A 25499-nucleotide genomic window follows, 5' to 3' on the forward strand; every position below is an offset into this window, starting at 1 on the left:
AAATATTTTTTAACATTTACTAATGTATCCCTTCTCAGCAAAGTTCCCCCTGTTTACAGGCTGTAAGGATGTACGAAAAATATGATTATACAAATTTGTTATAAATTAGAACACACCGTGCTTTACTTTTTGTTACAATCTGTAATAATTTTGTCTTATATAAAAGAAGAAGACTATGGAAAGGGCGGTTGTACATATCGATATGAATACGTTTTTCGTGTCCTGCGAAAGACTGACTAATTCCGAACTCGACGGGATTCCGCTCATTATTGGCGGCGGTGAAAGGGGTGTTGTGGCCTCGTGTTCCTATCAAGCCAGACGATTCGGTGTGCGCTCAGCCATGCCCATCCATATGGCCATGAAGCTTTGCCCTCAGGCTAAAATCATGAAGGGCGACATGGAATTATACTCACGCCTTTCCCATGACATCACCGAGATCATTCAGCAAAAAGCGCCCGTGGTGGAAAAAGCCAGCATTGATGAATTTTACCTGGACATTACCGGGATGGACAAATTCCATGGCAGCTACAAATGGACAAACGAACTTGCCCATACGATCACAAAAGAAACAGGCCTGCCCCTCACCTTTGCCCTGTCCATTAACAAGACCGTATCGAAAATAGGAACCGGGGAAGGCAAACAAAAACAGAACCTGGAAATACCCGAACACATGGTACAGCAATTCCTTAATCCCTTATCGGTTCAGAAAATACCAATGGTAGGGGAAAAAACCTTCCAGCTGCTCTCGCGGATCGGAATCAGGACCATTAAAACCCTCTCTGAAATGCCCGCTGAGGCCCTGCAGAAGATGATCGGGCAAAACGGGATCGAACTCTGGAAAAAAGCCAACGGGATTGACCATAATCCGGTAGAACCCTATACCGAGCGAAAATCGATATCCACCGAGCATACTTTCCAGCAGGACACCATTGATATGGACAGACTCAAAAGGGTGATCCTGGGAATGGTGGAAAAACTGGCCTTTCAGCTAAGATCCGAGCAGTGGCTTACCTCGACTGTTACCATCAAGATCCGTTATGCCAACTTTGATACCGAAACCAAGCAGTGCCGCGTCCAGTACACCTCGGCCGATCATATCCTGACCCAGACTGCTGTTGATTTGTTTGAAAAGCTCTACCAGCGCCGAATGAGGCTGCGCCTTATAGGGGTACGCTTTAGCGGTCTGGTACGCGGTACCTACCAGATCGATCTTTTCCAGGATACCCAGGAAATGCTCTCGCTCTACCAGGCCATGGACCGGATGAAAAGCCGTTATGGTTTTGATGCGGTGATGCGCTGCGCCGGGGCATCTTTCAAACCCAACAATAAAAATGAAATTTTAAAACGAAAAGATAAATAAACCAAAGCAGATGTATCTCAATTGTCATTCCTTCCACTCCCTGCGCTACGGTACCATTCCCCTGGAGGAGTTGATATCCAAGGCCGCCGCCTGCGGTGTGGGTGCCATGGCACTGACCGACATTAATACCGTGACGGGAATTTATGATTTTATAAAAGGATGCCAGTCCGCGGGCATTAAACCCCTTATTGGGATGGAACTCCGAAGCGAAAACCAGCTCCGCTTTATAGGCCTTGCTAAAAATGCATCGGGGCTCGCCGAAATGAACCGTTTTCTGACCGGTCATAATTTTGAGAAAACCCCGTTGCCAACCTACGCCCCTGACTTTGAAAATGTGTTTGTGATTTATCCCCTGGAGAACGTGCCTGCTGCTTTAAAGGAAAACGAGTTTATCGGAATCCGCCCCGAAGAGCTGCCGAGACTCATCCTCACGGACTGGAAAACCAAAACAGATAAAATGGTCATACTCCAGCCTGTAACGTTCCGCACCAAAACAGAATACCAGCTGCATAAAATACTGCGCGCTATTGACCTGAATGTCATTTTATCAAGGCTTTCCCCGGCAGATTACTGCCGGAAAACCGAAATAATGGTCCCGCCCGAAAGGCTGATCACCTGTTATGCAGAATACCCAGAGATCATTGCCAATACCGAAAAAATAATGGCCGGATGCCATTTTGAATTTGATTTTCAGGCGCCGAAAAACAAAAAATTTTACACCAATAACAGAAAAGACGATATCAATTTGCTCAGTACCCTGGCGCAGCAGGGCCTGGAGTGGCGCTATGGCAAAAACAATGCCCAGGCCAAATCCCGCATGTTCAAGGAGCTTAAGGTCATTGACCAGCTCGAGTTCAGCGGCTATTTTCTCATTACCTGGGATATTATCCGTTTCAGCAATTCGCAGGGATTCCTGCATATAGGGCGCGGCAGCGGCGCTAACAGCATTATTGCCTACTGCCTGGGCATTACCGATATCTGCCCTTTAGAACTGGACTTATATTTTGAAAGGTTTTTGAACCTGAACCGCAAAAGCCCGCCGGATTTTGATATTGACTGGTCCTGGAAAGAGCGCGACCGGATCCTGGAATATATTTTCTCGCGTTACGGTTATGACCATGTGGCTTTCTGCGGTACCAACGTGGAATTTAAATACAGATCGATCTTTCGGGAAGTAGGTAAAGTTTTCGGGCTTCCCAAGGAAGAGCTCGACACGCTGGCCAAAAACCCAATGACCCTGCACCCCACCAATAAAGTGGTCAGGGAAGTACAGCAGTATGGGATGATGCTCGAGAAATATCCCAACCAGAGAAGCATGCATTCCTGCGGGATCCTGATCTCCGAAGAGCCCATCACCAATTACACCCCGCTGGAAATGCCTCCCAAGGGTTTTCCTATTGCGCTTTTTGATATGCATGTAGCCGAGGACATCGGTCTTGAAAAGTTTGATATCCTGAGCCAAAGGGGTATCGGCCATATTGATGACAGCGTCAAACTCATTGAAAAAAACCGCGGTATCCGCCTGAATATCCGAGACACGGCCATTTCAAAAAATGAGGCCGCCTGCAATGCGTTTTTGGGAATCGGCCGCACTATCGGCTGTTTTTATATCGAAAGCCCTGCCATGAGAGGACTGCTTAGAAGGCTCAAATGCGACAATTACAAGACACTGGTAGCGGCATCCTCTATCATACGTCCCGGTGTGGCCCAAAGTGGAATGATGAAGGAATATATTTTCCGCCATAACCATCCCGATAAATTCGAATACTTCCATCCTGTGTTTGAGCAGCAGCTCGGAGAAACTTACGGAATCATGGTCTATCAGGAAGACGTGATCAAAATCGCCCTGCATTACGGCGGGCTTCCGGCGGCGGACGGCGATATCCTGCGCCGTGCCATGTCGGGCAAAGGGCGCTCCAAGGAAGCGCTCCAGAAAGTGAAGGACAATTTCTTTGCCTCCTGTACCGCGCAGGGGCATCCAGAGAGGCTCAGTGAGGAAATCTACCGCCAGATTGAATCCTTTGCCGGATATTCCTTCTGCAAGGCGCACTCGGCATCGTACGCCGTGGAAAGCTACCAGAGCCTTTATCTTAAAGTGCACTACCCGATAGAATTCATGGTGGCGGTCATCAACAACCAGGGCGGATTTTACCGCACCGAAGTCTACGTGCATGAGGCAAGGATGTCAGGGGCTGTCATCCACAATCCATGCGTGAACAAAAGCGAATTGGAAACCACACTCTACGGCAAAGACGTCTATCTGGGCTTTATGCACCTGCAGAGCCTGGAATCCAAAACAGCCATTTTGATACAGCAGCAGCGCGAGAGCAACGGCCCCTACAAATCACTGGAAGATTTCATCAACCGTATCCCAATTGGTATTGAGTCCCTGCAGATCCTGATTTTTATCGGCGCATTCGGTTTTACCGGAAAAACAAAAAACCAGCTGCTGGTCATTGCAAGGCTTATCCTGGTGAACTTCAAACCCGAGAACCGGGGGCTCATGCTGCTTCAGGAGCCCGTTAAGGAGTATGCGCTTCCCGAGCTTGCCCGCTCCGAATTTGAAGATGCCTTTGATGAGATCGAGCTTTTGAGTTTTCCGGTTTCCTGCTCCCCTTTTGAGCTGCTTCAGACCAAATTCCGCGGCGATGTCATGGCAAAGGATTTACTCACGCACCATAAAAAAACAGTCCGGATGCTGGCCTATCTGATCTCGCGAAAACACGTGCCTACCAAAATGGGCGCCATGTATTTCGGTACCTGGATTGATGCCGAAGGTGAAATGTTCGATACGGCCCATTTTACCAGCTCCCTCAAGGAATATCCCTTTCAGGGCGGCGGCTGTTACCTGCTGCTGGGCCATGTGGAGGTTGACTATCATTTCCCGACCATTACGGTAACCAAAATGGCCAAGATGCCTTTTATACCCGATCCCCGATACTCCAATGCCGATGAGCGCCAGTTCACGGTGCATCAGCAGATTCGCGAGGATGTGAGCATGACCGACCGCCAGCCTTATCCGCAGGAACATGAAATCAACCTGCCAAGGCTTAAAATGAGTAATTAGGATTGCCTTTTTTTGCTCTGTAGTTTGTAAAAAGTGTATAATTAAAACCTATGAAAATGATGCTATTTGATGACACTGAAATTTTTTCATCAGGCAATGGCGGTAAAAGAATCTTTGACGCCCCTGATGCGGACCTAATGCTGATTGACAATTTTTTCAGCAAGGAAGAATCCGATTACTACTATAATTTTTTATACCATAATTCCCAGTGGAGGGAATATGAAATGCCCATGTACGACAAAGTGGTCACGGCTCCCAGGATGATCACATGGTACGGCGAGTCAAGAAGGCCCGAGCGTAAGGCAAACCCCGACTGGCCCTCAGAGCTGCTCCAGATCCGCGAGCGTGTGGAGCAGCATACCAATATCCAGTTCAATGCCGTGCTGCTCAACCTTTACAGGGATGGCAGTGACGGGGTTGGATGGCACAGCGATAAAACCACCAGCACCAACAAGGACATGAACATCGCCTCGGTAACCTTTGGAGAAACCAGGTTGTTCCGTCTTCGCCATAAATTCCTAAAGCACATCCCCCAGATTGAAATCCCCCTGCATCACGGTACTTTTTTGCTTATGGCAGGACATACCAATACCTATTGGGAGCATCAGGTACCCAAAACAGCCAGGGAAGTGCTGCCAAGGATCAACCTCACTTTTCGGCAGGTAAAGGAAAAGTAATATCCATAATTTTTTTCAAAAGGATGTGAGCTCCTTAAACTACTGGCAGTCATAGCAATCGTGTAAAAATCCTAATTTATAATATAACAGGATGGGGGAGCTTATAAAGTAACTTTGGGTAAACTATTAAATTTAAAAATTATGGATGATAAAACCAAAACAGGAAAAGCAGATGATTCGCAGATTAATATCAATGAATCGTACGAGGTGCAGTATTGGTCTGAAAAGTTCAATGTGCCGCAGGAAACATTAAAAAGTGCCGTGAGGGCCGCAGGTACCAGGGTGGATGACGTCAGGGATTATCTGACAGAAAATAACTAATATCATGCCGTGGTACGACGGGGATTATCCCCCATCCTATAAAAACCAGCCCGCAGAACTCCGCGAAAAGGCTGTCGAGATTGCCAATGCCCTACTTCAGGACGGCGCAGAAGAAGGAATCGCCATAGCCACCGGACTCAAACAGGCCCGTGAGCTTTTGGAAAACCATAAAGAGAAAACTCATAAAACTGAAAATCATGGAAACGAATAAACAAACACAACAGGACCAGGAAAATAACAATGAAAATGCCAACAGTGCCTACAGCGGTTCGGGAAGCTTGCAGCCCGGAGCGGGTACCGGAGAAGCCGGCCGCCTTAATGACTACGAGGAAGATGACCTGGATAATGCTTCAGACAAAAAAAACAATCCTGAGGGAAAAAGCATTGCCGAGGCCACTGACCCTTCCAAGCTGTCGGATATTTAACAGTGGCGTATTATATGACACCCGAAGATCTTGAAAAGAATTTAGTATTTTTATGGTAAATTCTTTTCAGGATTTTTGATTTTATCCCAAGGTGTGAAAATGAGCCTTATACATTACAAAAACAAAAATATTTCTTCAAATCAAAATACAATGACTGATCCGATTTTACAGAACCTAAACCAAAAACAGCTTCAGGCAGTGCAAACTACCGAAGGGTATGTGCGCGTGATTGCCGGGGCCGGATCAGGAAAAACAAAAGCCCTCACCTCAAGGTTTTCCTATATCGTAGACAGGCTTGGGATCAATTCCTCCAACATACTTTGCGTGACCTTTACCAACAAGGCAGCCCAGGAAATGAAAAAAAGGGTAAAAATGCTCATAGGCGATACTTATGATGTGAGCCTTATTACCACCTATCATGGTTTTTGTGTGCGGTTTCTACGCGAGGAAATCAACAAAATTCAGTATCCGAAAAATTTTATCATACTCGATGCGGAAGATCAAAAGACGATCCTTCGCGAGGTATTTAACGAGCTGGAGATCAACTGCAAAAACCTGACTTTCAAGCAGGTCCTGCAGTTTATTTCCAAATCAAAAGGCACCTCTGACTATTTAAGCTACATTCTGGCCAATAAAAGTTTTGAGGACGAGCAGACCGACAATCTATCGCTTAAGGTGTTTCACAAATATCTCGATAAACAGAAGCGGAATTATGCCCTTGACTTTGACGACCTTATACATTTCACGGTATATATCCTGACTACTTTTAAGGAGGTGCTTGTAAAATGGCAGGAAAATATGCATTACATACAGGTTGATGAGGCCCAGGACAGCTCCGACAGCCAGTTTGAGCTTGTTGAAATGCTCTCGCGCATTCATCAGAATTTATTTGTCGTTGGGGATCCCGACCAGACCATTTATGAGTGGCGCGGTGCCAAACCCGAATACCTGGTGGATTTTGACAAGATGTTCCCAGACTGTGAAACAATTATCATGAACCAGAACTACCGCTCTACGCCCAACATCCTGAAAGTTGGAAACCACATCATTAAAAACAATAAAATAAGGGTCGATAAGGATATGATAACCGAAAAGCCCGAAGGAGTTGAAGTGGTCCACTTTCACGGCAAAAATGATTTTGAGGAATCCCTGTGGGTGGCCTCGGAGATCAAGGAGATCATTAAAACCGAAAGGGCAAAGTATTCTGATATTACCATACTGTACCGTGCCAATCATATCTCCAGGAACATAGAGCAGTCACTGATCAAGGAAAATATTCCCTATACCATTTTTGGCGGTGTTAAATTCTTTGAAAGAAAGGAAATCAAGGATGTTTTGTCTCTTTTACGCCTTATTGTAACGGGCGATAACATTTCATTTCTTCGTATGCTCAACCATCCCTCCAGGGGTCTCGGCAAGAAGTTTATCCAGCGCCTGAGTTATCTGGGACGCGAACAGAACCTTTCGCTTCTGAGAGCACTTGAGCAAAACATCACCGACAAGGAGCTGTCCAAAAAAGGGGCCGCTGAATTTCTGGATTTGATCGCTGAGCTAAAGGAGCTTGCCAAAACAAAATCCATATCGGATCTGGTCAAAGAGATACTAGAGAGAAGCGGACTGGCCGCGTTGTACCGCAAAGACGGTGATGAGGACCGATTGGAAAACATCAAGGAGCTGGTGAGTTCCATGCTCCTGCTTGAAAAAGAAAACAAAGAACCTATCAATGTCGAGGAATACCTGCAGGAAATAGCGCTGTATACTGATTTGGACACCCATAATGAAAACCAGGATAAGGTAAAGCTGATGACTATCCATATATCAAAAGGATTGGAATTTCCCTATGTATTTCTTTGCGGTTTCACTGAAGGCGTGCTGCCAAGCGCACTGTCGATCAAAGAGAGAAGAAGCCGCGCCATTGAGGAAGAAAGAAGGCTTACGTACGTTGCGGTGACGCGGGCCGAGAAAAGATTCTACATTACAGATTCCGAAGGATATAATTTCACCACGGGGCTCAATAAATATCCATCGCGTTTTCTTTTTGAAATCAGCGAGGAGTTTTACATCCGTAAAGGCAAATTAAGCCCTGAAATTTTGCAGGCTGCTAAAGTACCGGCTAGAAACTCCGATGCTGAAAATAAGGAGCTTTTTGGCGTCGGGGATCTGGTCTTCCATGAGGTATTAAAAAAAGGGAGAATCAAGGCAGTCAACCTGGATAAAAACCAATATACAATCAACTTTTTTGAAATCGGCAAAGAAAAGCCAATAGACTTCAATTTCCGCTTCCTTAAAAAAATAGACGACGATTCCACGTCAGAAGCCAATGAGAAGGATCATGCTGATTCTACCCAGGATTTACAATCCCATTTGAAGTCCCAGGAAAATCCCTTTGACAAAGATGACAATACCCAGTCAGATCCTTTTTCTGAGCTATTGCCTGAAGATAAAAAGGCGGTCCCACTTAAAGAATTCACTGAAAACAACACTGATACTTCTAAGGATAAGAATAAAAAATGGTGGAAGTTTTAAAAGTAAAATTTCTATCTATAACTTGTTCCTTTAAAGCTCTGGCCAGCGGCGCCGGTTATTTGTTATACTTACAAAACGGGCTCCTCAGCAACCCTAGCCCCGATAGAAGTGGAAATCCTTTTGTGCCGTTGTTCGGCACAAAAGATTGCTTCGCCAGTTCGCTAGCGCTCAGGTGGAACGTATAGCGGAATAGCTCTAAATAATATTATATACAATTCACACTGGTTCGGCAAAATTGATTTGCTTTGCCAATTCGCCAGCGCCCGGATGGAACGAATAGCGGGAATAGCTCCTGAAAGATAATATTAAATATCCTCTTCCTGCTATTTTACTATCACCTATAAAATCAAAGCGTCACTTTCATTGAAAAGCACGCCTTTTTATACTTTTATTAAAGGTTGCTTAAAATTAAGCAAACCATAATTAACTAAAAATAGAAACACTGTCCTCAAGCTGCTCCCGGGCAATAAATGCCGTAATAAATTCACGCACTTCAATGCCCGTTCCATTCTCAATGTCAAATGAATTGATATGGAATTCATCATCCTGATCCAAAATATGTATGATCTCCGTGTAGCCCTTTGAGATCAGACTTCCTTTTAATTTAATAATATTCGACTGCTGCCTGCCGTCGAGTTCTTTTCGAACCTTTAGCTTCATCCCCTTTTCCATTGCCAATAATTTAAAATAATATGTTTTTGGTATTTCATATCAAATATAAAAAATAATAAATAATAAATAATATTTAGTTTCAATATGGGAATTTAACTTGGTTTTTTTTGATCAAAAACGAAGCCGCATTTGAATGAAAATTAGATAAGAATTCCGCTTTTTCATATAAAAATAATTGATGCTATAGTTTTAATTTTAAGCGTATTAACTACTTAAATAAATAATCATGGATAATTTGCCATACTACAGCGCCGAAGAACTTCAGAAATGTCCTTTTCATAATCAGCAAAATGCGCAAAACAACGTGAAAGCTGAAAAAGAAACCAGTACAGGGCCCGGAAGGCCCGATGAATCAGCAACAGATCCCAAACGTTATGAGCCCGGTAAATTTGAAAAGGGTTCCAATGAAAACTCAGGGGGTGACGGCACTACGGAAAGTGCAGCCGAACATCTGGATAATTTGTAGAAATACGGATCATCAATCCATTGTTTTCAGCGAAGGGCCACTACTTTTTCTATAAGATTATAAATTGATGATTTCTCTTTAAAAACTTATTCTTTAATTTTATTTAAAAACCAAACCACAATGGACGATATGATACAACAATTCGAAAAAGATTTTAAAGCCTGGCTAGAAAATAAATACCTTCTTTCCGGTGAGCCAGACCAGGTTAAAAAACTCAATAACATTGAAAAAGCTTCTGATGAGTATGTAGATCAATACATTCTCGAAACAAACCTGATAGCCGGGGATCTTGCACTTTCAGTAAAGCATGTATTGGATGATTTTATTAAAGCAAAGATGAAATAAATTTAAAATTTCTTTTTTGCAAAAATTACTTCCTGAAGTATATTACCTCTAGTTTGTCCACAGTCTTTTTGGGAGTAAAACACCAATATAAGGTGATATTACCGATGAAGATCTCCTTTTTATTTGTCGCTGGAATCAAAGACATAAAAAAAGCCCCATTACGGGAGTAATGGGACTTACAAAGTAAGAGGCAAATATAATTGAATATTAAAACTTGTACTTTAAATATTCCTGTTTGATCGGGTTATATATCTTCATAACGAAGAAATCTTTTGCATAGTATATACATGCTGTTATCCGTTATCAGGATTCTCCATCCTGCTGATGATACTGGTAACCTCTGCTTCTGTGTTTTTAAGCTTGGTCTGGCAGAACTCAATTAGCTCTGATGCCCTTTTGACTTTTGCGGCCAGCTCGTCTACTGATATTTCTTCGTTTTCTATTTCTTTTGAAATGGCTGTCAGCTCGGACTTTGCCGCCTCATAGGTCAGTTTCTTTTCCATCATATTGTATTTTTTCCTTAACGGTACTTTTAAGTTTAGCATTTTTGAGTATAACCTCTATCTCGTGGCCAGCCTCTATATTCTCGGCGCTGCTGATAATTTTTCCATTGGTCTTTACAATTGCATACCCTTTACGCAGGATATTTTGTGGGGATATCATCCGGATGCTTTTCCGGTGGTATTCCAAAGCAAGTTTCTCGTGTCGAAGATACTCACCCGCAGCATTCTTTACGCTGTTCTTTATATTCCCTAGATCATTCTTTTGCTGCTGAAAGAGCATTCTGGGACGCTGCACCAGGTGGTTTACTGTTATCAAAAGTTTCTTTTGATGCCCGTGCAGAACTGCCCTTGAACTGCTTATAATCTGATGATTGGTTCGTGTCAATTCTTCACCGTGCAGCTGTACAAGTTCCCTTGCGCTGCTTGAAATGGCGTTTTTGAGCTCGCTCAGCCCTTTGTACTGGAGATGAAAAAGCTGTTGTGCTTTTATGACAATATTTTGCTGGAGCGCGAGTATCCCAAGCTCAAAACTGCGGTTATGGGCAATGATAAACTCAGCCGCCTTGGTTGGTGTTTTGGTATGGGTGTTGGCCATCAGGTCCGCGATACTGACATTTTTCTGGTGCCCGATCCCGGTTATCACCGCAATGGGAAACTTTGCCACCGCCCTTCCTATATTATAGTTGTCAAAGATCAAAAAATCAGACTGTGAGCCTCCGCCCCTGTTAATCACAACAGCATCGTATGGGATAAAGGTATTATAGATCTCGATGAGTTTATTTAAGAATAATTTGGCGTTGTTATCTCCCTGTACGACGGTATAATAATCATCGATCTGGAAAACGTACCCGAAATCATTGTGCTGCATAGTATGGCGGAAATCCTCATTCCCTGCAGAGCTGCTGGAAGAGATTACAGCCACTCGCTGAATTACTGCAGGAAGTTTCAATCGGCTGTTAAACGTGGAATAACCATCGCCTTTTTTTTGTATAAAATCATTTTCCCTGACCAAACGCTCCAGGGTGGCATTGCGCTGCTGCTCGAGTATGCCCAGCATAAAATTGCTGTCGATATCCAAAACATTCACAGACAATCCGTATAACGGATGATAATCCACACTCACCTGTACCAATACATGCAGGTTATCGGTAAAGACCTGTCCTGTGCTTTTTTCAAACTCCTCAATACGAGCAGCGCCCCCACCCCATGATTTGCCCATCATCCTGGCTGTGATCGCATTGCCGTTCTGTGCTTTTTCCACCAGCTCAAAATAATGGATCTTTTTATCTGCCTTATAGGAATGATTGGTGATATCGGCCAATACCCAGAAACGCTGCCCATCAAAACGCGCGTTTAGCGTGTCATGGATCATATTATTTAGCAATGAGAGTCTGATATACTGCCGGGGTTCCATTGGTTGGGATTTCTTGTGTATGGCTAAGGTACTACTATTGCCCGGAATCTCAAAAAGGCTTAAAAAAAGAGAGCCTTATTTTAAAGAAAACCTATGCCAGATCCGGATCCTTTGAAAATATAAAATAATTGGATTCCAATAAGCAGTTCACCAAATACCAAACGAGGCTTCGGCCGCCCTAGTCCCGATTGCTTCGCCATTTCGCTTCGCTCGTTTGTAGTGGAAATCCTTTTGTGTCGAACATAGCGGGAAGAGTTCCTAAAAAAATACATTTGCACCCACGCTACTCTTAATCGCGTTTTGGATAGAGCGCAAAGAAGATCTGATTTTTAATTTTAATGCTGATTTGAGCGCTTAAAACAATCCAAATAGATCTGTTTTTCGTAAATTTAGGTAAAGGCTATACTTATGGAAACACTACCAGTATTTCATATCAAAGTTTTGCAGCACCTTGCTGCGCGATACGGCTTAAGCTGTACTTTAGAAGAGATTACCCGGCTTCTTGCTCCAGTGATTAATGATGAAACCGTTTTTAACGGCACTGTATCTTCTGAGAGGGCTTTCGAGGCAACAGTGCTCGATGCATTAATCGTTTTGAATGATAAGGGCCATATTTTTTTAAACTCAGTTACAGATAAAAGCGCCATCACCATTAAAGGCCTAATTGCAGTAAACAGTAAAGCCTTGTGCAATTAATAACATTGTCAAATTCTTAAGGTAAAATTATTATTTTAATTTTCATTTTGAACATTAGTAGAGCTGTCCGTTTTCATATAAAATTATTGGCGCTATAGCTGAAATTTAAAAGCGTTAACCGCTTAAACAAATAAGTAACAAAGACCATTACGCCCTGATGAGCTTTTAAAATTTCCTTTTCCCAACCATCAAAAACAGCTTCACCGCTCCACTGCCAAATTTTGATTTATTTTATATAGTTTGGCGCCACGCACTTCAGCCAGTATTCAATAACGGTTCTCATCGTATCTTCAATATCGGTAAAACTGACTGGTTTTATAAAAAAGCCCTGGGCCGATTTTGAATACGCATCCAACTGACTGCCGGCCAAGAATAATAAACATTGATAAAAGCTGTTCTAATAACGCAGCTATCAGAGTATATAACATGCGTTCGTTCTTAAAAATTAAAATTCGGCAGTGTAAATATCTCAACAATATTATAGCACAGGACCTTAGATTTATTAAATGGAGGATTCAAAACGGATTAGGCTTAAAAAAATTTCTAAAATTATCCTATATTTGATTTCCGTTATTTAATTCTGATAATAATAACTACCTCTAAAACTATAAAAATTAAACCTACTCCATGAAAAAACTACTCCTGCTACCCCTTCTTCTAATGGTCCTAACCTCGTGTACACAAGAAAGCGATACAATTCCCGACGACACTTCTGGGGATATTCAGGGTACATGGCAGTTAAAAGCCCTGTACGTTTCAGGCGTAAGACAATCTCTAAGTCCCTGTCGACTGAACCAAAGCATGGTCTTTGAGCAAAACTCAGTTGTCATGGTACAGCCTGATGAAACAGGCAACGCATCATGCACACTAAGTACCATAAAAGGTACCTTTACAAGAACAGACAAGAACTTAACCATAGCATTTAACGATGAGAACTGGAAAATAAAAATAAAAGAACTCACCGCGGTGAAGTTGCTTATCTTACCGGAAAATTCCGAGGAAGCACTACAGTACGAAAAAGCACCTTAAAGATTTCTAAATCCCTGTAGCAATTTACAAATTAAATTGTGCCCTACTATTAATTTGCTTGCCGCAAGAAGACCTTTTGCTCTGTACGACTTAAACGTTAATTTAATGTTGAGCAATTGCATTAATTTTCATACTAAAAGACATTTCGGACTTTAAACTATCTCCTGAACAAATGCAGGAACGAATGAATTGGTTAGCAGGGATTGTATCACAAAGCAAAAGGCGAATTTTAAATATTTCTTTTCACTTTAAACATGTGATTTAAAAAAATAAGGGTGCAAAAATGCGCTCTTAACTTTATCTTCATTTTTCGTTAGCAAATCCATTAAACCTTAGACAGAAATTCTTAAAGCCAAAGAAAGAAAACTCTACCTCAAGCATAACAATCTTTTCAGATCCTCCATAATTATTTGCCGAATTGTATATTTAGTTTAATGCGATAAACAAATTGAGTTATTATATTTTTTTTGCATAAATCCCCAACCGGACATCTAAACCAAATTTACAAAGCCAATGAAAGACAGTCACTATATCCAGTAAGCCAATCTCTTCAAATCTTCCATAAAATTTCTAGAAATTCGTCCCGTAGAGGTCCCTTAACGGGACAAAATAAACCGCATTTTATTCACCATCAATTCTTAGTTAAATAGCGTAAAAAGACATTAAAAAAAAACCACTTTTCCAATCAACTGGGATTTCAAAAGTAAAACATTCATTACCTTACCAGAAATAAAATTTTGATCATGAAGAACAGGGAAATGATTTTAGTTACGACCAAAATACAAATTAAATTAGAGCCCTAAAATCAAACCAATTTTCTACATAATACTTTAAAAGTAAAGCACTCTAATTTTGTGGCAAAATCGTGGCACATTGTGTTTTTGAAAACCCGAATCTAGCAAAACAAGGCTCTAAGAAGTTTAGGTTCGAATATATTATAGCCATTAATTTCCTGAATACACCAATAGGGCAGAAGAAATTTGATGATAAAAAATCTCATTCAATTAATTTTGAATCCTCAAAGCAGATACATCAATATAAATTGCAGTTCTTTTTAGCAGCCTAACAGCTGATTTTAAACCTTTTGATTTAATTTTTTTTTGTATTTTTAAGTTAAAAACATTGTTATGGAAACAAAGCTTAATATTTTCATGAAAATTCTTAATATTCTCTCCAGAAATCCGAAAAAAAGTTATGACTTAGAATATTTAACGAGTTTTGTAATACCTTGCTCGCATCAACCAAATTTATGGATTCAGAGGGGATATCAGGCAGAAGTTTTAGATGCACTAATACTATTGGACAACCATGGATTAATTATCCTGGATCCAGTGTCAGATCAAAGCGTTATTAGTATTAAGGGTCTTATTAGTATATCCAGCACTACTTTTTCAAATTAATTCGTGAACTTTTGTTTTTTGCTAATAAATCCGCTATTAATTTTAACCAAAAAAGGCTTTTATCCAACTTAAAATGTTTAGAAATTAACAATTTGAGTTTTGAGTATAATGAGAATATGGTTTAATATTAAACAAAGTCTAGCAAGATCACGGCCTAAGTTATCGAGATTCGAATATTCAAAAGAGCTTAATTATATAGGAATCATCTATTTTCTAAATGTAGCAAATAAGTGCCTATTTTCTTTTTGATAGTTTAGGAAAATTATTTTAGAGCAGCGATTAAGTTTGGTTTATGAAAAAAAATGCCTTAGAAAATATAAAAATATCATTACCTATATTTTTAATAATCATCATTTTAATTCTTGTGGCAGAATCGTGGCACATTAAAATACAAGAGTTACCGAATCTAGGTTTGACTTTGCATCTGAAAATTTATTTTATTCTCCGACTAAATTTTGTTCATAAAAATTACATTTTTCAATAGCTAAGCCAATACGTGGTTTACAGTAATTATTAGTTATAAATGGGCATCAATCCCCAACAGGACATCCAAACCAAACTCATAAAGCAAATGAAAGACAGCGTCTACACATAGTAAGCCAATCTCTTTAAATCTTCGATAAAATTTATAGAAATTTGTCCCGTAGAGGTCACAAACAAGCCAAATGGCGCCAATTTAAGACAATTGACGTCATTTTTTATATAACCATCTTATTTTAATTACTCCAAAAAACAGCGCTCCTCCAGCAGCCCTAGCCCCGATTGCTTCGCCAGTTCGCTTCGCTCGTGTGCAGTGGAAATCCTTTTGCGCCGGGTTTCGGCACAAAAGATTGTAGCGGATGCGGGAAAAGCTCCTGAAAAATAATATTACTCCTAAAACTAAAACAGTATTATAAAAAATTGAATGACTATCACTCAAATGAAATTCGGGCAACAATTCTTAATACTTCATTAATTTGATTTCAGAAATAATTATAAACAATCAAAAAAAAATCCTAGGCTGTAAATTAGATAACAAAAAAACACGGTAATGCCCTAATATTGCCCTTTTAGGATGAGCAGTACAAAACAGCCAAAAAGCAATAACATCACAGCAGGAAGTACAGCAATTGCAGGTGGCTATAAAAGTGCCTGCGCCATTAACACAAGGAAAAAATAAACCAATAACTTCGGAGAATTAAATCTCAGTGTTATGGAATAATCAGCCCCTTTTGGATATACATTTCCAATCGGAGATCAGCCCGGAATATTTAAAATTATTTAAACAATAAACAAATTTCCTTATTTTTGTTCAAAGCTATTATGTTATTGTCTAAACTAGTACATCTTGGAGAAATCATCGGTTTATCTTCACAGCATACTGCAGAAACTTGCCGGGAGTTTTCCCGGGACCTGTCCATTGGAAGAGCTCACAGCAGTTGTAATCCCCCCTTATAATGTCCTTCGAACATTTGCAGAGAATATGTCTGCCCAAAGGCAAAACCAAGCAAAAATACTCGATGCGCTAATCGCGCTGGAGGATCAGGGGTATATTGTCCTTAATCGGGCTACAGATCAAAGTTCGATCACAGTCAAAGGCCTGATCAAAATAAAACATACAGTATTGTGCAATTAACCTGCGCAGAAAAATTCCGGGAACCTCCATTGATACCCCCGGGAATAAATATAATTATTATATTAAACGGTAAGGACAAGGCTCTATATAGCAATAAGGATCTATAGAATTTGATCTTCTTTTGAAAGAAGCAATACTTCAGTACATTACCTCGCGATTATATTTTTTTTATTACTTCATCTTGGGTCACGAAGAAATTTTAGTTTCTCTGCAATAACATAATTTTAACCAAGAACTAAAACTAACTTATAACCTTATTTTTAATATTTTAACCTAAATACACTAATCCAGAATAACAGTAATAAGATGGCAGAAATACAACGACGTCACTCATCTGAATTTAAAATGAATGCAGTTCTGCTGAGTTATGAAAGAAAAAATGTTATTAACACCGCCAGAGAACTTAAAATAGCACCCAAATTACTTTCTAAATGGAGGACAATCTATCGAAAATATAAACAGGGCAGTTTTCCTGAAAGAGGCAAAAAAAGAATTTATTATGAGGATTCAAAGATTTTTGAATCAGAAAAAAAACTTGCAGAATTGCAATTAAGATTAGTAATACTCAGAGAAGCTATAAAATTAAAACCTCAGGGCAAACAAGCACTGTACTTTTTTATCCATCAAAATAAAAACAAATACCCAATCGGCATCATGTGCCAGGTTTTAGGAGTTTCTACTTCAATGTATAATCTAAAGATGCAGCATCCTATCTCAAAAAGAGAAATGCAGGTCAGCCTGTTCAAAGAGGCAATAACTTCTGTATTTTATGAATTTAAACAATATAATGGGTGTGTGTTAATTGCCAGAGAACTTTGTAAAAGAGGAGTTCAAATATCTGAAGACCAGGTTACATTTTTCATGAAGCAGATGGCTCTTAAGCGTAGAGTCAAAAAGAAATACAAAGTAACCACAGATTCCAATCACAAACTATTTATCTCGCCCAATATACTTAACAGGCAGTTTACGACACACAAACCTTCAAAGGTTTGGGTTTCTGACATCACCTATTTACAGATCGAAAGACGTTTCTTATACCTTACTGTCATAATAGACTTATTTGACCGAAAAATAGTTGGTTGGAATCTTAGCTCAACGCTTTCAACTAATACAACTATTCTTCCTGCATGGAATATGGCCATAAGCAATCGAAAAGTACAAGAGGGTTTAATATTCCACTCTGATCGCGGAAAACAATATGCCAACAAACTTTTTACCACAACCCTCAATCAACACAAATGTGTACAAAGCATGAGCGGAAAGGGAAACAGCATTGACAACGCTGTTTCGGAAAGCTTTTTTAATTCATTAAAAAGAGAATTAATATACAGTCAGAAAACATTATTAACTCCAAAGGAAATGAGAGATGAGATATTTGATTATATAGAAAACTGGTATAATAAAAACAGAAGACATTCGGCACTCAATTATAAAACAATTGATGAGTTCAATACAGAGATATAATGCCAAAAAATAAAATGATCACTTACATTTATGAAAGGAAATAAAAAAGATTACCCCCGTGATTTTAAACTCAAAGTCGTCAAGCTAAGTTTTGAAAAAGCTAAACTACAAGACATAGCTCGAAAATTCAACATAACATACGAGACGCTGCTGCATTGGCGAAAGAACTATATAATAAACGGCGAAGAAAATTTCTCTGTTGTAGGAAAAACAAAATTAACAGTCCGGGAAAAAAAAATATATGATCTTGAAATAAAAATTAAAAAGTTAGATACCGAATTTAAAATTCTTAAAGAAGCGGCAGATTACCTTCAAAAAGGATATCCTTATATATTTCAGTATATAGCTAAAAATGAACAAAATCATTCAAGTTATATGATGTGTAAAATCCTTGGTGTAAACTTGGGAAGCTACAACAAATGGAAAAATGAATATGTTTCTGAAAGGCAAAAATGGAAAATGATGGTTAAGCAAGAAATAGTATCGATATTTACAGCATCGCAAAAACGTTATGGATCTAAACGCATAACAGCAGAGCTACAAAGATCGGGATACCAATTATCTTCTAGTACAGTACTTATTTATATGCGCGAATTAAATTTACGTGTTTCAGTAAAAAAGTGTAAAATCAGAACTTGAAAATGTTTATCCTGCATTTATCTTCATTCATCTGGTAATTATTTAGTTATCTGTGCATGGATTAAAAGCAATATAGTCAGTAATAGAGAGAAGAATTGACAGATAGCTAAAGCTTTTAATAAATAATAAAGCTCAATAAAAAAAATAAGTAATTAAATTTATAAGTAAATATTGTCAAATACTTAATTGAATAAGATCCATTTTCTCAAATTTTTGGTATTATCCCTTTCAATGGATTTACTTTGATTGTATTTTTACATCATTATAATAATTTCACCGGGTACAATTTATAATATATATGCATAGCAAACTATGATACAAAATCTTTTAATTCCTTTTTACCTTTGCAGACAAACCTAATTCTTTCATATATTTATTTATAGTAATACAACATAATTGATATCCCAATATTTGGAGTTCTACTTTAATCCTTTCACGACCGTATCGCTGTTTAGAAGCGGCGAATATAGAAACAATTTCCTGCTGTATAATTAGTTTTCGTTTCTTTGTTTCTGACATTGGTTGATTCTTCCACACTTGATACGAATTTCTGGATATTCCCAGAGCTTCACACATAAGCCTAATAGAGTAAGTTTTTTCATGTTTTAATATGAAAAAAAAAATTACTGTTCTTTCCTGGTAAAGATACTCTCCAGCATTTTTTAAAATTTCAAATTTTAAATCTGATTTCTTGATTTTTCTTTCAAGCTCCTGAATTTTTTGCTTTTTCAAATTTGATATTAAAGAAATGTTAGTTTGTTTGCTTTCACTGGTGTATTTCTTAGATTTTCGCCAGTTGCTCAATGCACCAATATAAATATCTAATTCCCTTTCCAGTGCTGAAAAACATTTTTTTTCATTGCTTAGCAGGACAGCTTTCTCCTTGAATGCAAAATCATATTTTTTCCTGTTTTCCTTCATTGATTCAATTAATTGTTAATTTCACTTTCTAATTCTACAACCTTTCAAAAGCTTTCTTCAAAATTATTTATTGAATTAAATTCCTCAATAGTTTTATAATTGAGTGTCGAGTGTCTTCTTTTTTTATTATACCAGTTTTCTATATAGTCAAATATTTCCTCTTTCATTTTTTTTTGAGTAAGCAGTTTGTCTTTTTTGTTTATTAGTTCCCTTTTAAAAGAGCTAAAAAAACTCTCTGAAACAGCATTGTCCAAATGATCTGCTTTACGGCTCATACTTCTTATACATCCATATGAATCCAGTTTATTGGTAAAGGCTTTATTAGCGTACTGAACTCCTCTATCGGAATGAAATATTAATCCATTTGAAACTTTTCTGTTTACTATGGCCATTTCCCAAGCTGGTAATGTAGTTTTTAATGTAGTTAAATGATTTCCCAGACTCCAGCCTATTATTTTTCTATCGTATAGATCCATAATTATGGTAAGATAAAGAAAGCCGTTTTTAGTCTGGATGTATGTAATGTCAGAAACCCAGACTTTAGAAGGGATATTTGCTTTAAATACTCTATTTACAACATTAGGAGAAGTATAATAAGTATGATTGGAATCGGTTGTTGCTATAAATTTTCTTTTTGCAATTTTACGTAATCCCAATTCTTTCATATAGAAAGATACTTGTCTTCTTGATATTTTATAACCTCGATTATTTAGCACTTGGGTAATTTTATTTCCTCCCTGATATTTTTTAAAATCTAAGAATATTGATTTTATTTCTCCTTTTAACAAGGCTATCTGTTTTTGTTTATCTGAAACACCGTTATATTTCCATCTGAGATATCTGCCGTTGCCCACTTCTAATACTCTGCACATTTCTGCTATTGAGTATTTTTTTTCATTCTTTTTTATAAACTTATACACTTCTAATTTGCCTTGATGTACATAAGGTGAAGCGTTTTTTAATATTTCAAATCTGATCTGCGATCCTTTCGATTTTTTTTCAAGTTCAAAAACTATTTTCTGCTCCGGATTCACTCTTACATAGCCTGATCCTGGAAAACTTCCTTCCCCAAAATTTAGATATTCATTTCTCCATCTGGAAAGTAAAGATGGTAAAATCCCCAGCTCCTCTGCCAATTGCTTAACATCGTTTTTTTCATAACTTAACTTAACAACATCCCGCTTGAAACTACGGTCATATTTTTTATACTTTCCTACCATAAATATTATCTTTATAAGACTTTACTAAAATATAGTTTGACTAAATGTGCATGGTACAACTTAAATCTAGAAAATTTCATTTAAAAAGCTTTTTTTTTTAACCTTTCTCATTTTCCATATTTTTAAAATTTTATTTTTGAAGAGGTTACCTTTTTTGTCATAAGAAGCTAACGCAGTTTTCACAATATATTTCACCATTCTAAGTATTGTGGCAAAATCGTGGCACATTAATTTTGGAGTGTATAACTTTTTTGCCACAAAAAATTAAGGCGGTTTTTAAAGATATTTCACTAGTGGATGTTTTGCGGCAGAATCATGGCACATGGTGTTTTTAAAAAATAAAAATCCAGTACAATAAGGCTCTAAGAAGTTTAGGTTCGAAACTTTTAAAGGCTGTTTTTATTTTATTTATTCAATTTCGTTACCCGCTTCCAGTCCAGTTCCCGATACAACGATAAAAGCTTCAGAGAAATCTGAAGCTTTTTTGTTTTTACCTTTCTGATTCTCTTTCCTGGCAAAGATTAAAAATCTGAGCAATAGTTGTCCAGATATCTGAGCGATCTGGGATTTTTTCATACTTATTTTTTAATTTTTTTATTATCTTGGTTTAGATTACGTATGCGAAATAAGGAGATATTTGTATAGCTTCTCACAAGTACTCTTCGAAGAACTAAACGGTCTGCTATCCCTTCATAAAATGTTATTAATGGAACAAATTATTTAACTTGCGTTGAGCTATAAACTTACTTTTTAAAGGCTATTAAAGAAATGTCTTTACTAAAATTGATTAACTTTTTTTGAGATAAAATCATTATTCTTTCACTGAAATTCTCTTTAGGGCTCATATACAATGGTTCGAAAACATGTTAATAAACCCCATGAAAATCATTAATTACATGCTTGCAAATGAGAACTCAATACCAGTCAAAATAGATCGAATTTAAAAGTCAGAAATTCCTCGAACTAACTATTTGATTTTTTTATACCGCCATATTCATACAAATTTGAAAAAACACCTAAAGTCGATTTAATTGAAACACATTATCTGTTTTTTTGTCAAATTCTATTCGCTTTCAAAAAAGACAGAATAATACATTGATTTGATAAAATAATACTACAAAAAAAAAAACGATTTTAGTTGCAGTTTTGATGAAAATTTTTACAATAAAACATTTACTAGCATAAATTACATATGATTAAAAAATTACCTTTTTTGCTTCTTGTCTTATTTTTACTCTAAATTAAATTTATTTACAGTCAGTCGAACAAAACGGTTGCTCTCATTGATAATTTTGAAATTACAATGAAAGAAGCTGGTTTGTCAAAAAGTCAAATTTTGCAAATCAAAGATTTATTCGTAAAAAATGACCAACTTCTTGCTGATGATACAAAATTACAAAAAGAGCTGAATGCTAAATATCCTTTTGTTTTTCATGATGAAGAAACAACCAATAAATACAGTAATCAAAAATTTGTAAAATCTTTATCGGAAATAATCTCAATTGAACAGTTCAAACAATTATTCTTACCTCAATTTAATTCTCGAATAAAAATAATTGCCGATGATAAATTTAATATTTTAACGAAGAGATACAAGTTCATGCAGGATCAGGAGAAAGAATTAAAAAAACTATTATTAGAAACTAGGTAATGCCATGCTAATTGCTAAAACCATAATCCATGAATGTATACATGCCTATCTAAATATAAAATTATGTGATCCAACAATTGGGATGGATATTCCTAGTATAAATAATATGGATGTTCAAAATGTGATTAATATGAATTACAATGGCTTTAGACCTAATACACAAGATCAACATGATTTTATTTACAATTTTATGCTTCCTACCATGCAAACTATTTTGTTTCAAGTGAAAGATCTTTTGGTCACACCGACACAAAATAGTGACATGTTAACTTTAACTATGCATATAACTGAGGGTGCAAGCGGAACTCCATTCAATTGGACAGACGCTTATATTAATCTTTCTTTGAGTGGATTGCAAAATTGTAATTTTTTTAAAAATGAAATTGCGACATTCGATACACAGGGAAATATAACAACAACAGTAAACTCATCGAAAACAGCTAGTTTTATACAGTATAATAATTATCTTAAAAATTATTTAAATAAGAATTAATGAAAAGGCTAATCTTAATATTGTTTTCAATATATAGTGCAAATGTATATTGCCAAAATTTCGATAAAATAAAGAATTCAGATACCGTATATGTTTATTTTAAAAAATCGAATACTCAATTACACTATAAGGAGAAAACTAGTAATATAAATCAAGAGTATGATAATTATTTTTTTTTGTTGAATTCTACTCCTCATAGTTCTTTACAATTTGCCCATCATTATTCCTTTAGTCCAGGAGTAAAATATGAAAAGAAATCATTTTTAAAAAAAAGAAAAGATCTTATAGTAACGTACGAATTCCTTACTTTGTTAAGTATTGAAAAAGTAAATGAACTTCTTAATAATGAAAAAAAGGTTTATTTAATAGATGAAGAAGATTTCAGTAATAACAAAATTAAATTAAAAAAAATAAAGGTGTTGGGCAATGTTCCTAATATTGACGAATAGAATTGCTCAAGTTTTGGAAGTACCAGAAAAATAGATTCAATTTTAAACAGCATTAAAGTTATAACTTTTCTGGGAACTTCGGAATCATGCATTCTTTTTTTAAGAATAATTTAAAAAAAGGAATATTGATTATGTCCTTATTTTGCATACTCTTAATTTCAAGCGTATATCTATTATATCAAATTAACACGGAGTCTGTAAATAGTAGATTTTTAATACAGAAAATTACATTGATGAAGATTGAAGAAAAACCTATTATGGGTTATGGCAATTTTAATTTTACTGGTATTTACAACGATTCAAAGGCGATATATTTTACAGATATAAATAGAAAATGGGAAGAAGTAAGGGTTGCTAATTATATTACTATATGTTACAATGATTATTTGCAAATTTTATTTGAAATTGGAATTATTGGACTAGTAATAATAGGACTAATTATAATATCTGTTTTTAAAGATATTGAATTGAATAGATATGCTAGATTTGGTATTTCATTTTTTGTACTGCATTGTTTTTTAGTTCTATTTACTTCCGTTTTGTATAATCTTAATGCTATGCTTTTTGTCATTTGGGCTTTAGCGATCGTATTTAGTTTCAGTAAAGAGAATAGAAAAAAAATGATTGTAATTGCAAATACTGGATTTAATAAAATCTTAGGAACTGCTATGATAATTTCTGGAGTTTTAATATCAATATTGTTTTATATTAAAACACAATCGTTGACTAGTTTCAATGAGGTCCTGACAGGAGACAAGCAATTAAATGATGGATCAATTAAATGCATTCAGCATGATGCTTTTGTTGAATTTAAAATTGGTTTTGAAAAATATAGAGAAGGTGAAATTAAACTAGGGATAGATATGATGGAAAATTCGATTAAAAAATGTCAAATTCCAGATGCTATTATTGCTATGGCTAAAGTATATGTAGAAGTCGGGAATTTAGTGAAGGCTGAAAAATTGCTGAAATTTAGTATTAATATAGAACCATTTAGATTTGAACCAAGAATAGAATTGCTACAATTTTATATTCAAACTAATCAAAACATAAAAAAAAGAAAACTGGCACAAGAAATAATCGATTTACCTGTAAAAATTAAATCGGAGAAAGTTGATTTGTATAAAGAAAATGCTTGCAAGATTTTGATTAACTATTAAAATAATCTTATTATGTTTTAGGAAATTATGAAATTGATGTAATATATTACGAATAAGTTTAATATGATCCTGGAAGTTTGAACCAATTGATTTATATTAGTTTTTTACAATATTAAATTTAAGAGGCTAACGCAAAAATCGCATAATAATCCTCAATAAACTGGTTAGATATTTCGATGCTTCCCGCTACTAAGACAAAGCTTCAGAGAAATCCGGAGCTTTTTTCGTTTATATTATTTTGAAGCAAAAGACCATGATAGCAGCCCAACAGCTATTAATGGGAAAAGGCAGTGATAATGATCTTATTTCCAAAGCTAAAAAGTTAGGGCTCTTATAAATTTAAAAAAAATTGGAAGTGATATCTTTTTTGTCACAAAAAGTTAAGGGGTTAAAAACAGGTACTCATTTTGCGAAATTTTATCATATATTGCCGATAGCGGAACTTTTTAAATTAAATACTAGCCACAATAATTAAAAATCAGTCCTAAATCATTTCGAGATAGCAAAACAAAAAAAAGGACAAATCAATCAATTTACAAGATAAAACATCTATATTTACAACAAAAAGAAGGCCAGCAATCAATAGATAGTCAATTAACTAAAAATCAATAACTTAAAAATAAAAATTAACAATTTTATTTTCGTGGCAACATCGTGGCAACACAGGTTTAATAAAAGTAAAAATGCAGTAAATACGAGGGTTCTGGGCTTATGGTTCGAATCCTGCTCTCCCCACAAAAAGTCCTAATGAAAATTAGGACTTTTTTTATGGATAAAATTTAGACTTCAAAATTTTAAAATCCAAAAAATATGGGATCAACACGAAAACCTGTGGAGCAGCAAAAATTTTACCGCAAATATTCTGTGTTGATTTCCAATTTTAAATCTTAATTTTTATTAATTTTGTTTTTCAAGACAGTCATTGAGCTAGTCTCTATAGCGTGCTAAACCTTATGTGTTTTCACGCTATTTTTTTATTGTATAAT

24 protein-coding genes are annotated in these 25499 nt (G+C 36.8%); 18 read left to right on the forward strand and 6 right to left on the reverse strand.

The annotated features are described in order from the left end of the window. Positions 1–175: 175 nt before the first annotated feature. From dinB to ACIDC4_RS19550, 7 genes are all read left to right on the forward strand, one after another. Entirely contained in the window at positions 176–1360 is a 1185-nt protein-coding gene (dinB, locus tag ACIDC4_RS19520; RefSeq protein ID WP_412044035.1) for a DNA polymerase IV, read from the forward strand. 10 nt (positions 1361–1370) lie between these two features. Continuing rightward, complete coding sequence (locus ACIDC4_RS19525; RefSeq protein WP_412044036.1) at positions 1371–4427, forward strand: DNA polymerase III subunit alpha; 3057 nt, start codon at positions 1371–1373, stop codon at positions 4425–4427. A gap of 56 nt (positions 4428–4483) precedes the next feature. Beyond that, on the forward strand, positions 4484–5104 hold the full coding sequence (locus tag ACIDC4_RS19530; protein ID WP_412044037.1) for an alpha-ketoglutarate-dependent dioxygenase AlkB family protein: 621 nt from the start codon (positions 4484–4486) through the stop codon (positions 5102–5104). 114 nt (positions 5105–5218) lie between these two features. After that, entirely contained in the window at positions 5219–5425 is a 207-nt protein-coding gene (locus ACIDC4_RS19535) for a DUF3606 domain-containing protein (protein ID WP_412044038.1), read from the forward strand. A gap of 4 nt (positions 5426–5429) precedes the next feature. Further along, the gene (locus ACIDC4_RS19540; protein WP_412044039.1) at positions 5430–5636 is read left to right on the forward strand and encodes a DUF2188 domain-containing protein; all 207 of its coding nucleotides are present in this window, start codon (positions 5430–5432) and stop codon (positions 5634–5636) included. After that, positions 5623–5850 carry a hypothetical protein gene (locus tag ACIDC4_RS19545; protein WP_412044040.1) on the forward strand — a complete coding sequence of 76 codons (228 nt, stop codon included), beginning with the start codon at positions 5623–5625 and terminating at the stop codon, positions 5848–5850. Before ACIDC4_RS19540 ends, ACIDC4_RS19545 begins: the two co-directional genes overlap by 14 nt. 150 nt (positions 5851–6000) lie before the next feature. Then, entirely contained in the window at positions 6001–8376 is a 2376-nt protein-coding gene (locus ACIDC4_RS19550; protein ID WP_412044041.1) for an ATP-dependent helicase, read from the forward strand. 423 nt (positions 8377–8799) lie between these two features. On the opposite strand, the gene ACIDC4_RS19555 is transcribed toward ACIDC4_RS19550, so the two are convergent. After that, entirely contained in the window at positions 8800–9048 is a 249-nt protein-coding gene (locus ACIDC4_RS19555) for a hypothetical protein (protein WP_412044042.1), read from the reverse strand. Between the two features lie 226 nt (positions 9049–9274). Here ACIDC4_RS19555 and ACIDC4_RS19560 point away from each other — a divergent pair, with 226 nt between their 5' ends. Beyond that, positions 9275–9514 carry a hypothetical protein gene (locus ACIDC4_RS19560; protein WP_412044043.1) on the forward strand — a complete coding sequence of 80 codons (240 nt, stop codon included), beginning with the start codon at positions 9275–9277 and terminating at the stop codon, positions 9512–9514. Between the two features lie 120 nt (positions 9515–9634). Beyond that, positions 9635–9859 carry a hypothetical protein gene (locus ACIDC4_RS19565; protein WP_412044044.1) on the forward strand — a complete coding sequence of 75 codons (225 nt, stop codon included), beginning with the start codon at positions 9635–9637 and terminating at the stop codon, positions 9857–9859. Positions 9860–10152: 293 nt separating this feature from the next. Here ACIDC4_RS19565 and xseB read toward each other — a convergent pair whose 3' ends face one another. Together xseB and xseA are read right to left on the reverse strand one after the other, a co-directional pair. Continuing rightward, positions 10153–10362, reverse strand: a complete 210-nt coding sequence (xseB, locus tag ACIDC4_RS19570) for an exodeoxyribonuclease VII small subunit (protein ID WP_412044045.1) — start codon at positions 10360–10362, stop codon at positions 10153–10155. After that, positions 10340–11776: an exodeoxyribonuclease VII large subunit gene (gene xseA / locus ACIDC4_RS19575; protein WP_412044046.1), complete on the reverse strand. Its 1437-nt coding sequence runs from the start codon at positions 11774–11776 to the stop codon at positions 10340–10342. Before xseA ends, xseB begins: the two co-directional genes overlap by 23 nt. 408 nt (positions 11777–12184) lie before the next feature. Between xseA and ACIDC4_RS19580 the strand changes: the two genes are divergently transcribed. The 5 genes from ACIDC4_RS19580 (at position 12185) to ACIDC4_RS19600 (ending at position 18619) form a co-directional block, all read left to right on the forward strand. After that, positions 12185–12472: a hypothetical protein gene (locus ACIDC4_RS19580; RefSeq protein WP_412044047.1), complete on the forward strand. Its 288-nt coding sequence runs from the start codon at positions 12185–12187 to the stop codon at positions 12470–12472. 627 nt (positions 12473–13099) lie between these two features. Continuing rightward, positions 13100–13501: a lipocalin-like domain-containing protein gene (locus ACIDC4_RS19585; RefSeq protein ID WP_412044048.1), complete on the forward strand. Its 402-nt coding sequence runs from the start codon at positions 13100–13102 to the stop codon at positions 13499–13501. Between the two features lie 1127 nt (positions 13502–14628). Then, positions 14629–14901, forward strand: a complete 273-nt coding sequence (locus ACIDC4_RS19590) for a hypothetical protein (protein WP_412044049.1) — start codon at positions 14629–14631, stop codon at positions 14899–14901. Between the two features lie 1921 nt (positions 14902–16822). After that, positions 16823–17980 carry an IS3 family transposase gene (locus tag ACIDC4_RS19595; RefSeq protein WP_412044050.1) on the forward strand — a complete coding sequence of 386 codons (1158 nt, stop codon included), beginning with the start codon at positions 16823–16825 and terminating at the stop codon, positions 17978–17980. A 30-nt stretch (positions 17981–18010) separates the two neighbouring features. Beyond that, complete coding sequence (locus ACIDC4_RS19600; protein WP_412044051.1) at positions 18011–18619, forward strand: transposase; 609 nt, start codon at positions 18011–18013, stop codon at positions 18617–18619. Between the two features lie 327 nt (positions 18620–18946). Here the strand turns inward: ACIDC4_RS19600 and ACIDC4_RS19605 are convergent, their stop codons facing one another. From ACIDC4_RS19605 to ACIDC4_RS19615, 3 genes are all read right to left on the reverse strand, one after another. Further along, positions 18947–19540: an IS3 family transposase gene (locus tag ACIDC4_RS19605; protein WP_412044052.1), complete on the reverse strand. Its 594-nt coding sequence runs from the start codon at positions 19538–19540 to the stop codon at positions 18947–18949. Between the two features lie 44 nt (positions 19541–19584). Beyond that, positions 19585–20760, reverse strand: coding sequence for an IS3 family transposase (locus ACIDC4_RS19610; protein ID WP_412044053.1), 1176 nt, complete (start codon positions 20758–20760; stop codon positions 19585–19587). A 408-nt stretch (positions 20761–21168) separates the two neighbouring features. Further along, entirely contained in the window at positions 21169–21336 is a 168-nt protein-coding gene (locus ACIDC4_RS19615; RefSeq protein WP_412044054.1) for a hypothetical protein, read from the reverse strand. A gap of 727 nt (positions 21337–22063) precedes the next feature. Here ACIDC4_RS19615 and ACIDC4_RS19620 point away from each other — a divergent pair. The 4 genes from ACIDC4_RS19620 (at position 22064) to ACIDC4_RS19635 (ending at position 24513) form a co-directional block, all read left to right on the forward strand. Next, positions 22064–22411: a hypothetical protein gene (locus ACIDC4_RS19620; protein WP_412044055.1), complete on the forward strand. Its 348-nt coding sequence runs from the start codon at positions 22064–22066 to the stop codon at positions 22409–22411. Positions 22412–22415: 4 nt separating this feature from the next. Next, positions 22416–22904: a hypothetical protein gene (locus ACIDC4_RS19625; protein WP_412044056.1), complete on the forward strand. Its 489-nt coding sequence runs from the start codon at positions 22416–22418 to the stop codon at positions 22902–22904. Continuing rightward, positions 22904–23353 carry a hypothetical protein gene (locus tag ACIDC4_RS19630; RefSeq protein ID WP_412044057.1) on the forward strand — a complete coding sequence of 150 codons (450 nt, stop codon included), beginning with the start codon at positions 22904–22906 and terminating at the stop codon, positions 23351–23353. The genes ACIDC4_RS19625 and ACIDC4_RS19630 overlap by 1 nt, the downstream gene beginning before the upstream one ends. Positions 23354–23484: 131 nt before the next feature. Continuing rightward, positions 23485–24513 (forward strand): hypothetical protein, encoded by a 1029-nt coding sequence (locus tag ACIDC4_RS19635; protein WP_412044059.1) that lies wholly within the window; start codon positions 23485–23487, stop codon positions 24511–24513. The last annotated feature ends 986 nt before the right edge of the window (positions 24514–25499 follow it).

This window comes from Flavobacterium sp. C3NV (assembly GCF_046825355.2).
Classification (GTDB): Bacteria; Bacteroidota; Bacteroidia; order Flavobacteriales; family Flavobacteriaceae; genus Flavobacterium.

What these genes read in the sequence shown, in the direction of transcription:
- dinB (WP_412044035.1), top strand. Translation starts at nt 176, where the DNA reads ATGGAAAGGGCGGTTGTACATATCGATATGAATACGTTTTTCGTGTCC.
- ACIDC4_RS19525 (WP_412044036.1), top strand. Translation starts at nt 1,371, where the DNA reads ATGTATCTCAATTGTCATTCCTTCCACTCCCTGCGCTACGGTACCATT.
- ACIDC4_RS19530 (WP_412044037.1), top strand. Translation starts at nt 4,484, where the DNA reads ATGATGCTATTTGATGACACTGAAATTTTTTCATCAGGCAATGGCGGT.
- ACIDC4_RS19540 (WP_412044039.1), top strand. Translation starts at nt 5,430, where the DNA reads ATGCCGTGGTACGACGGGGATTATCCCCCATCCTATAAAAACCAGCCC.
- ACIDC4_RS19545 (WP_412044040.1), top strand. Translation starts at nt 5,623, where the DNA reads ATGGAAACGAATAAACAAACACAACAGGACCAGGAAAATAACAATGAA.
- ACIDC4_RS19550 (WP_412044041.1), top strand. Translation starts at nt 6,001, where the DNA reads ATGACTGATCCGATTTTACAGAACCTAAACCAAAAACAGCTTCAGGCA.
- ACIDC4_RS19555 (WP_412044042.1), bottom strand. Translation starts at nt 9,048, where the DNA reads ATGGAAAAGGGGATGAAGCTAAAGGTTCGAAAAGAACTCGACGGCAGG.
- ACIDC4_RS19560 (WP_412044043.1), top strand. Translation starts at nt 9,275, where the DNA reads ATGGATAATTTGCCATACTACAGCGCCGAAGAACTTCAGAAATGTCCT.
- ACIDC4_RS19565 (WP_412044044.1), top strand. Translation starts at nt 9,635, where the DNA reads ATGGACGATATGATACAACAATTCGAAAAAGATTTTAAAGCCTGGCTA.
- xseB (WP_412044045.1), bottom strand. Translation starts at nt 10,362, where the DNA reads ATGGAAAAGAAACTGACCTATGAGGCGGCAAAGTCCGAGCTGACAGCC.
- xseA (WP_412044046.1), bottom strand. Translation starts at nt 11,776, where the DNA reads ATGGAACCCCGGCAGTATATCAGACTCTCATTGCTAAATAATATGATC.
- ACIDC4_RS19580 (WP_412044047.1), top strand. Translation starts at nt 12,185, where the DNA reads ATGGAAACACTACCAGTATTTCATATCAAAGTTTTGCAGCACCTTGCT.
- ACIDC4_RS19585 (WP_412044048.1), top strand. Translation starts at nt 13,100, where the DNA reads ATGAAAAAACTACTCCTGCTACCCCTTCTTCTAATGGTCCTAACCTCG.
- ACIDC4_RS19590 (WP_412044049.1), top strand. Translation starts at nt 14,629, where the DNA reads ATGGAAACAAAGCTTAATATTTTCATGAAAATTCTTAATATTCTCTCC.
- ACIDC4_RS19595 (WP_412044050.1), top strand. Translation starts at nt 16,823, where the DNA reads ATGGCAGAAATACAACGACGTCACTCATCTGAATTTAAAATGAATGCA.
- ACIDC4_RS19600 (WP_412044051.1), top strand. Translation starts at nt 18,011, where the DNA reads ATGAAAGGAAATAAAAAAGATTACCCCCGTGATTTTAAACTCAAAGTC.
- ACIDC4_RS19605 (WP_412044052.1), bottom strand. Translation starts at nt 19,540, where the DNA reads ATGAAGGAAAACAGGAAAAAATATGATTTTGCATTCAAGGAGAAAGCT.
- ACIDC4_RS19610 (WP_412044053.1), bottom strand. Translation starts at nt 20,760, where the DNA reads ATGGTAGGAAAGTATAAAAAATATGACCGTAGTTTCAAGCGGGATGTT.
- ACIDC4_RS19615 (WP_412044054.1), bottom strand. Translation starts at nt 21,336, where the DNA reads ATGAAAAAATCCCAGATCGCTCAGATATCTGGACAACTATTGCTCAGA.
- ACIDC4_RS19620 (WP_412044055.1), top strand. Translation starts at nt 22,064, where the DNA reads ATGAAAGAAGCTGGTTTGTCAAAAAGTCAAATTTTGCAAATCAAAGAT.
- ACIDC4_RS19625 (WP_412044056.1), top strand. Translation starts at nt 22,416, where the DNA reads ATGCTAATTGCTAAAACCATAATCCATGAATGTATACATGCCTATCTA.
- ACIDC4_RS19630 (WP_412044057.1), top strand. Translation starts at nt 22,904, where the DNA reads ATGAAAAGGCTAATCTTAATATTGTTTTCAATATATAGTGCAAATGTA.
- ACIDC4_RS19635 (WP_412044059.1), top strand. Translation starts at nt 23,485, where the DNA reads ATGTCCTTATTTTGCATACTCTTAATTTCAAGCGTATATCTATTATAT.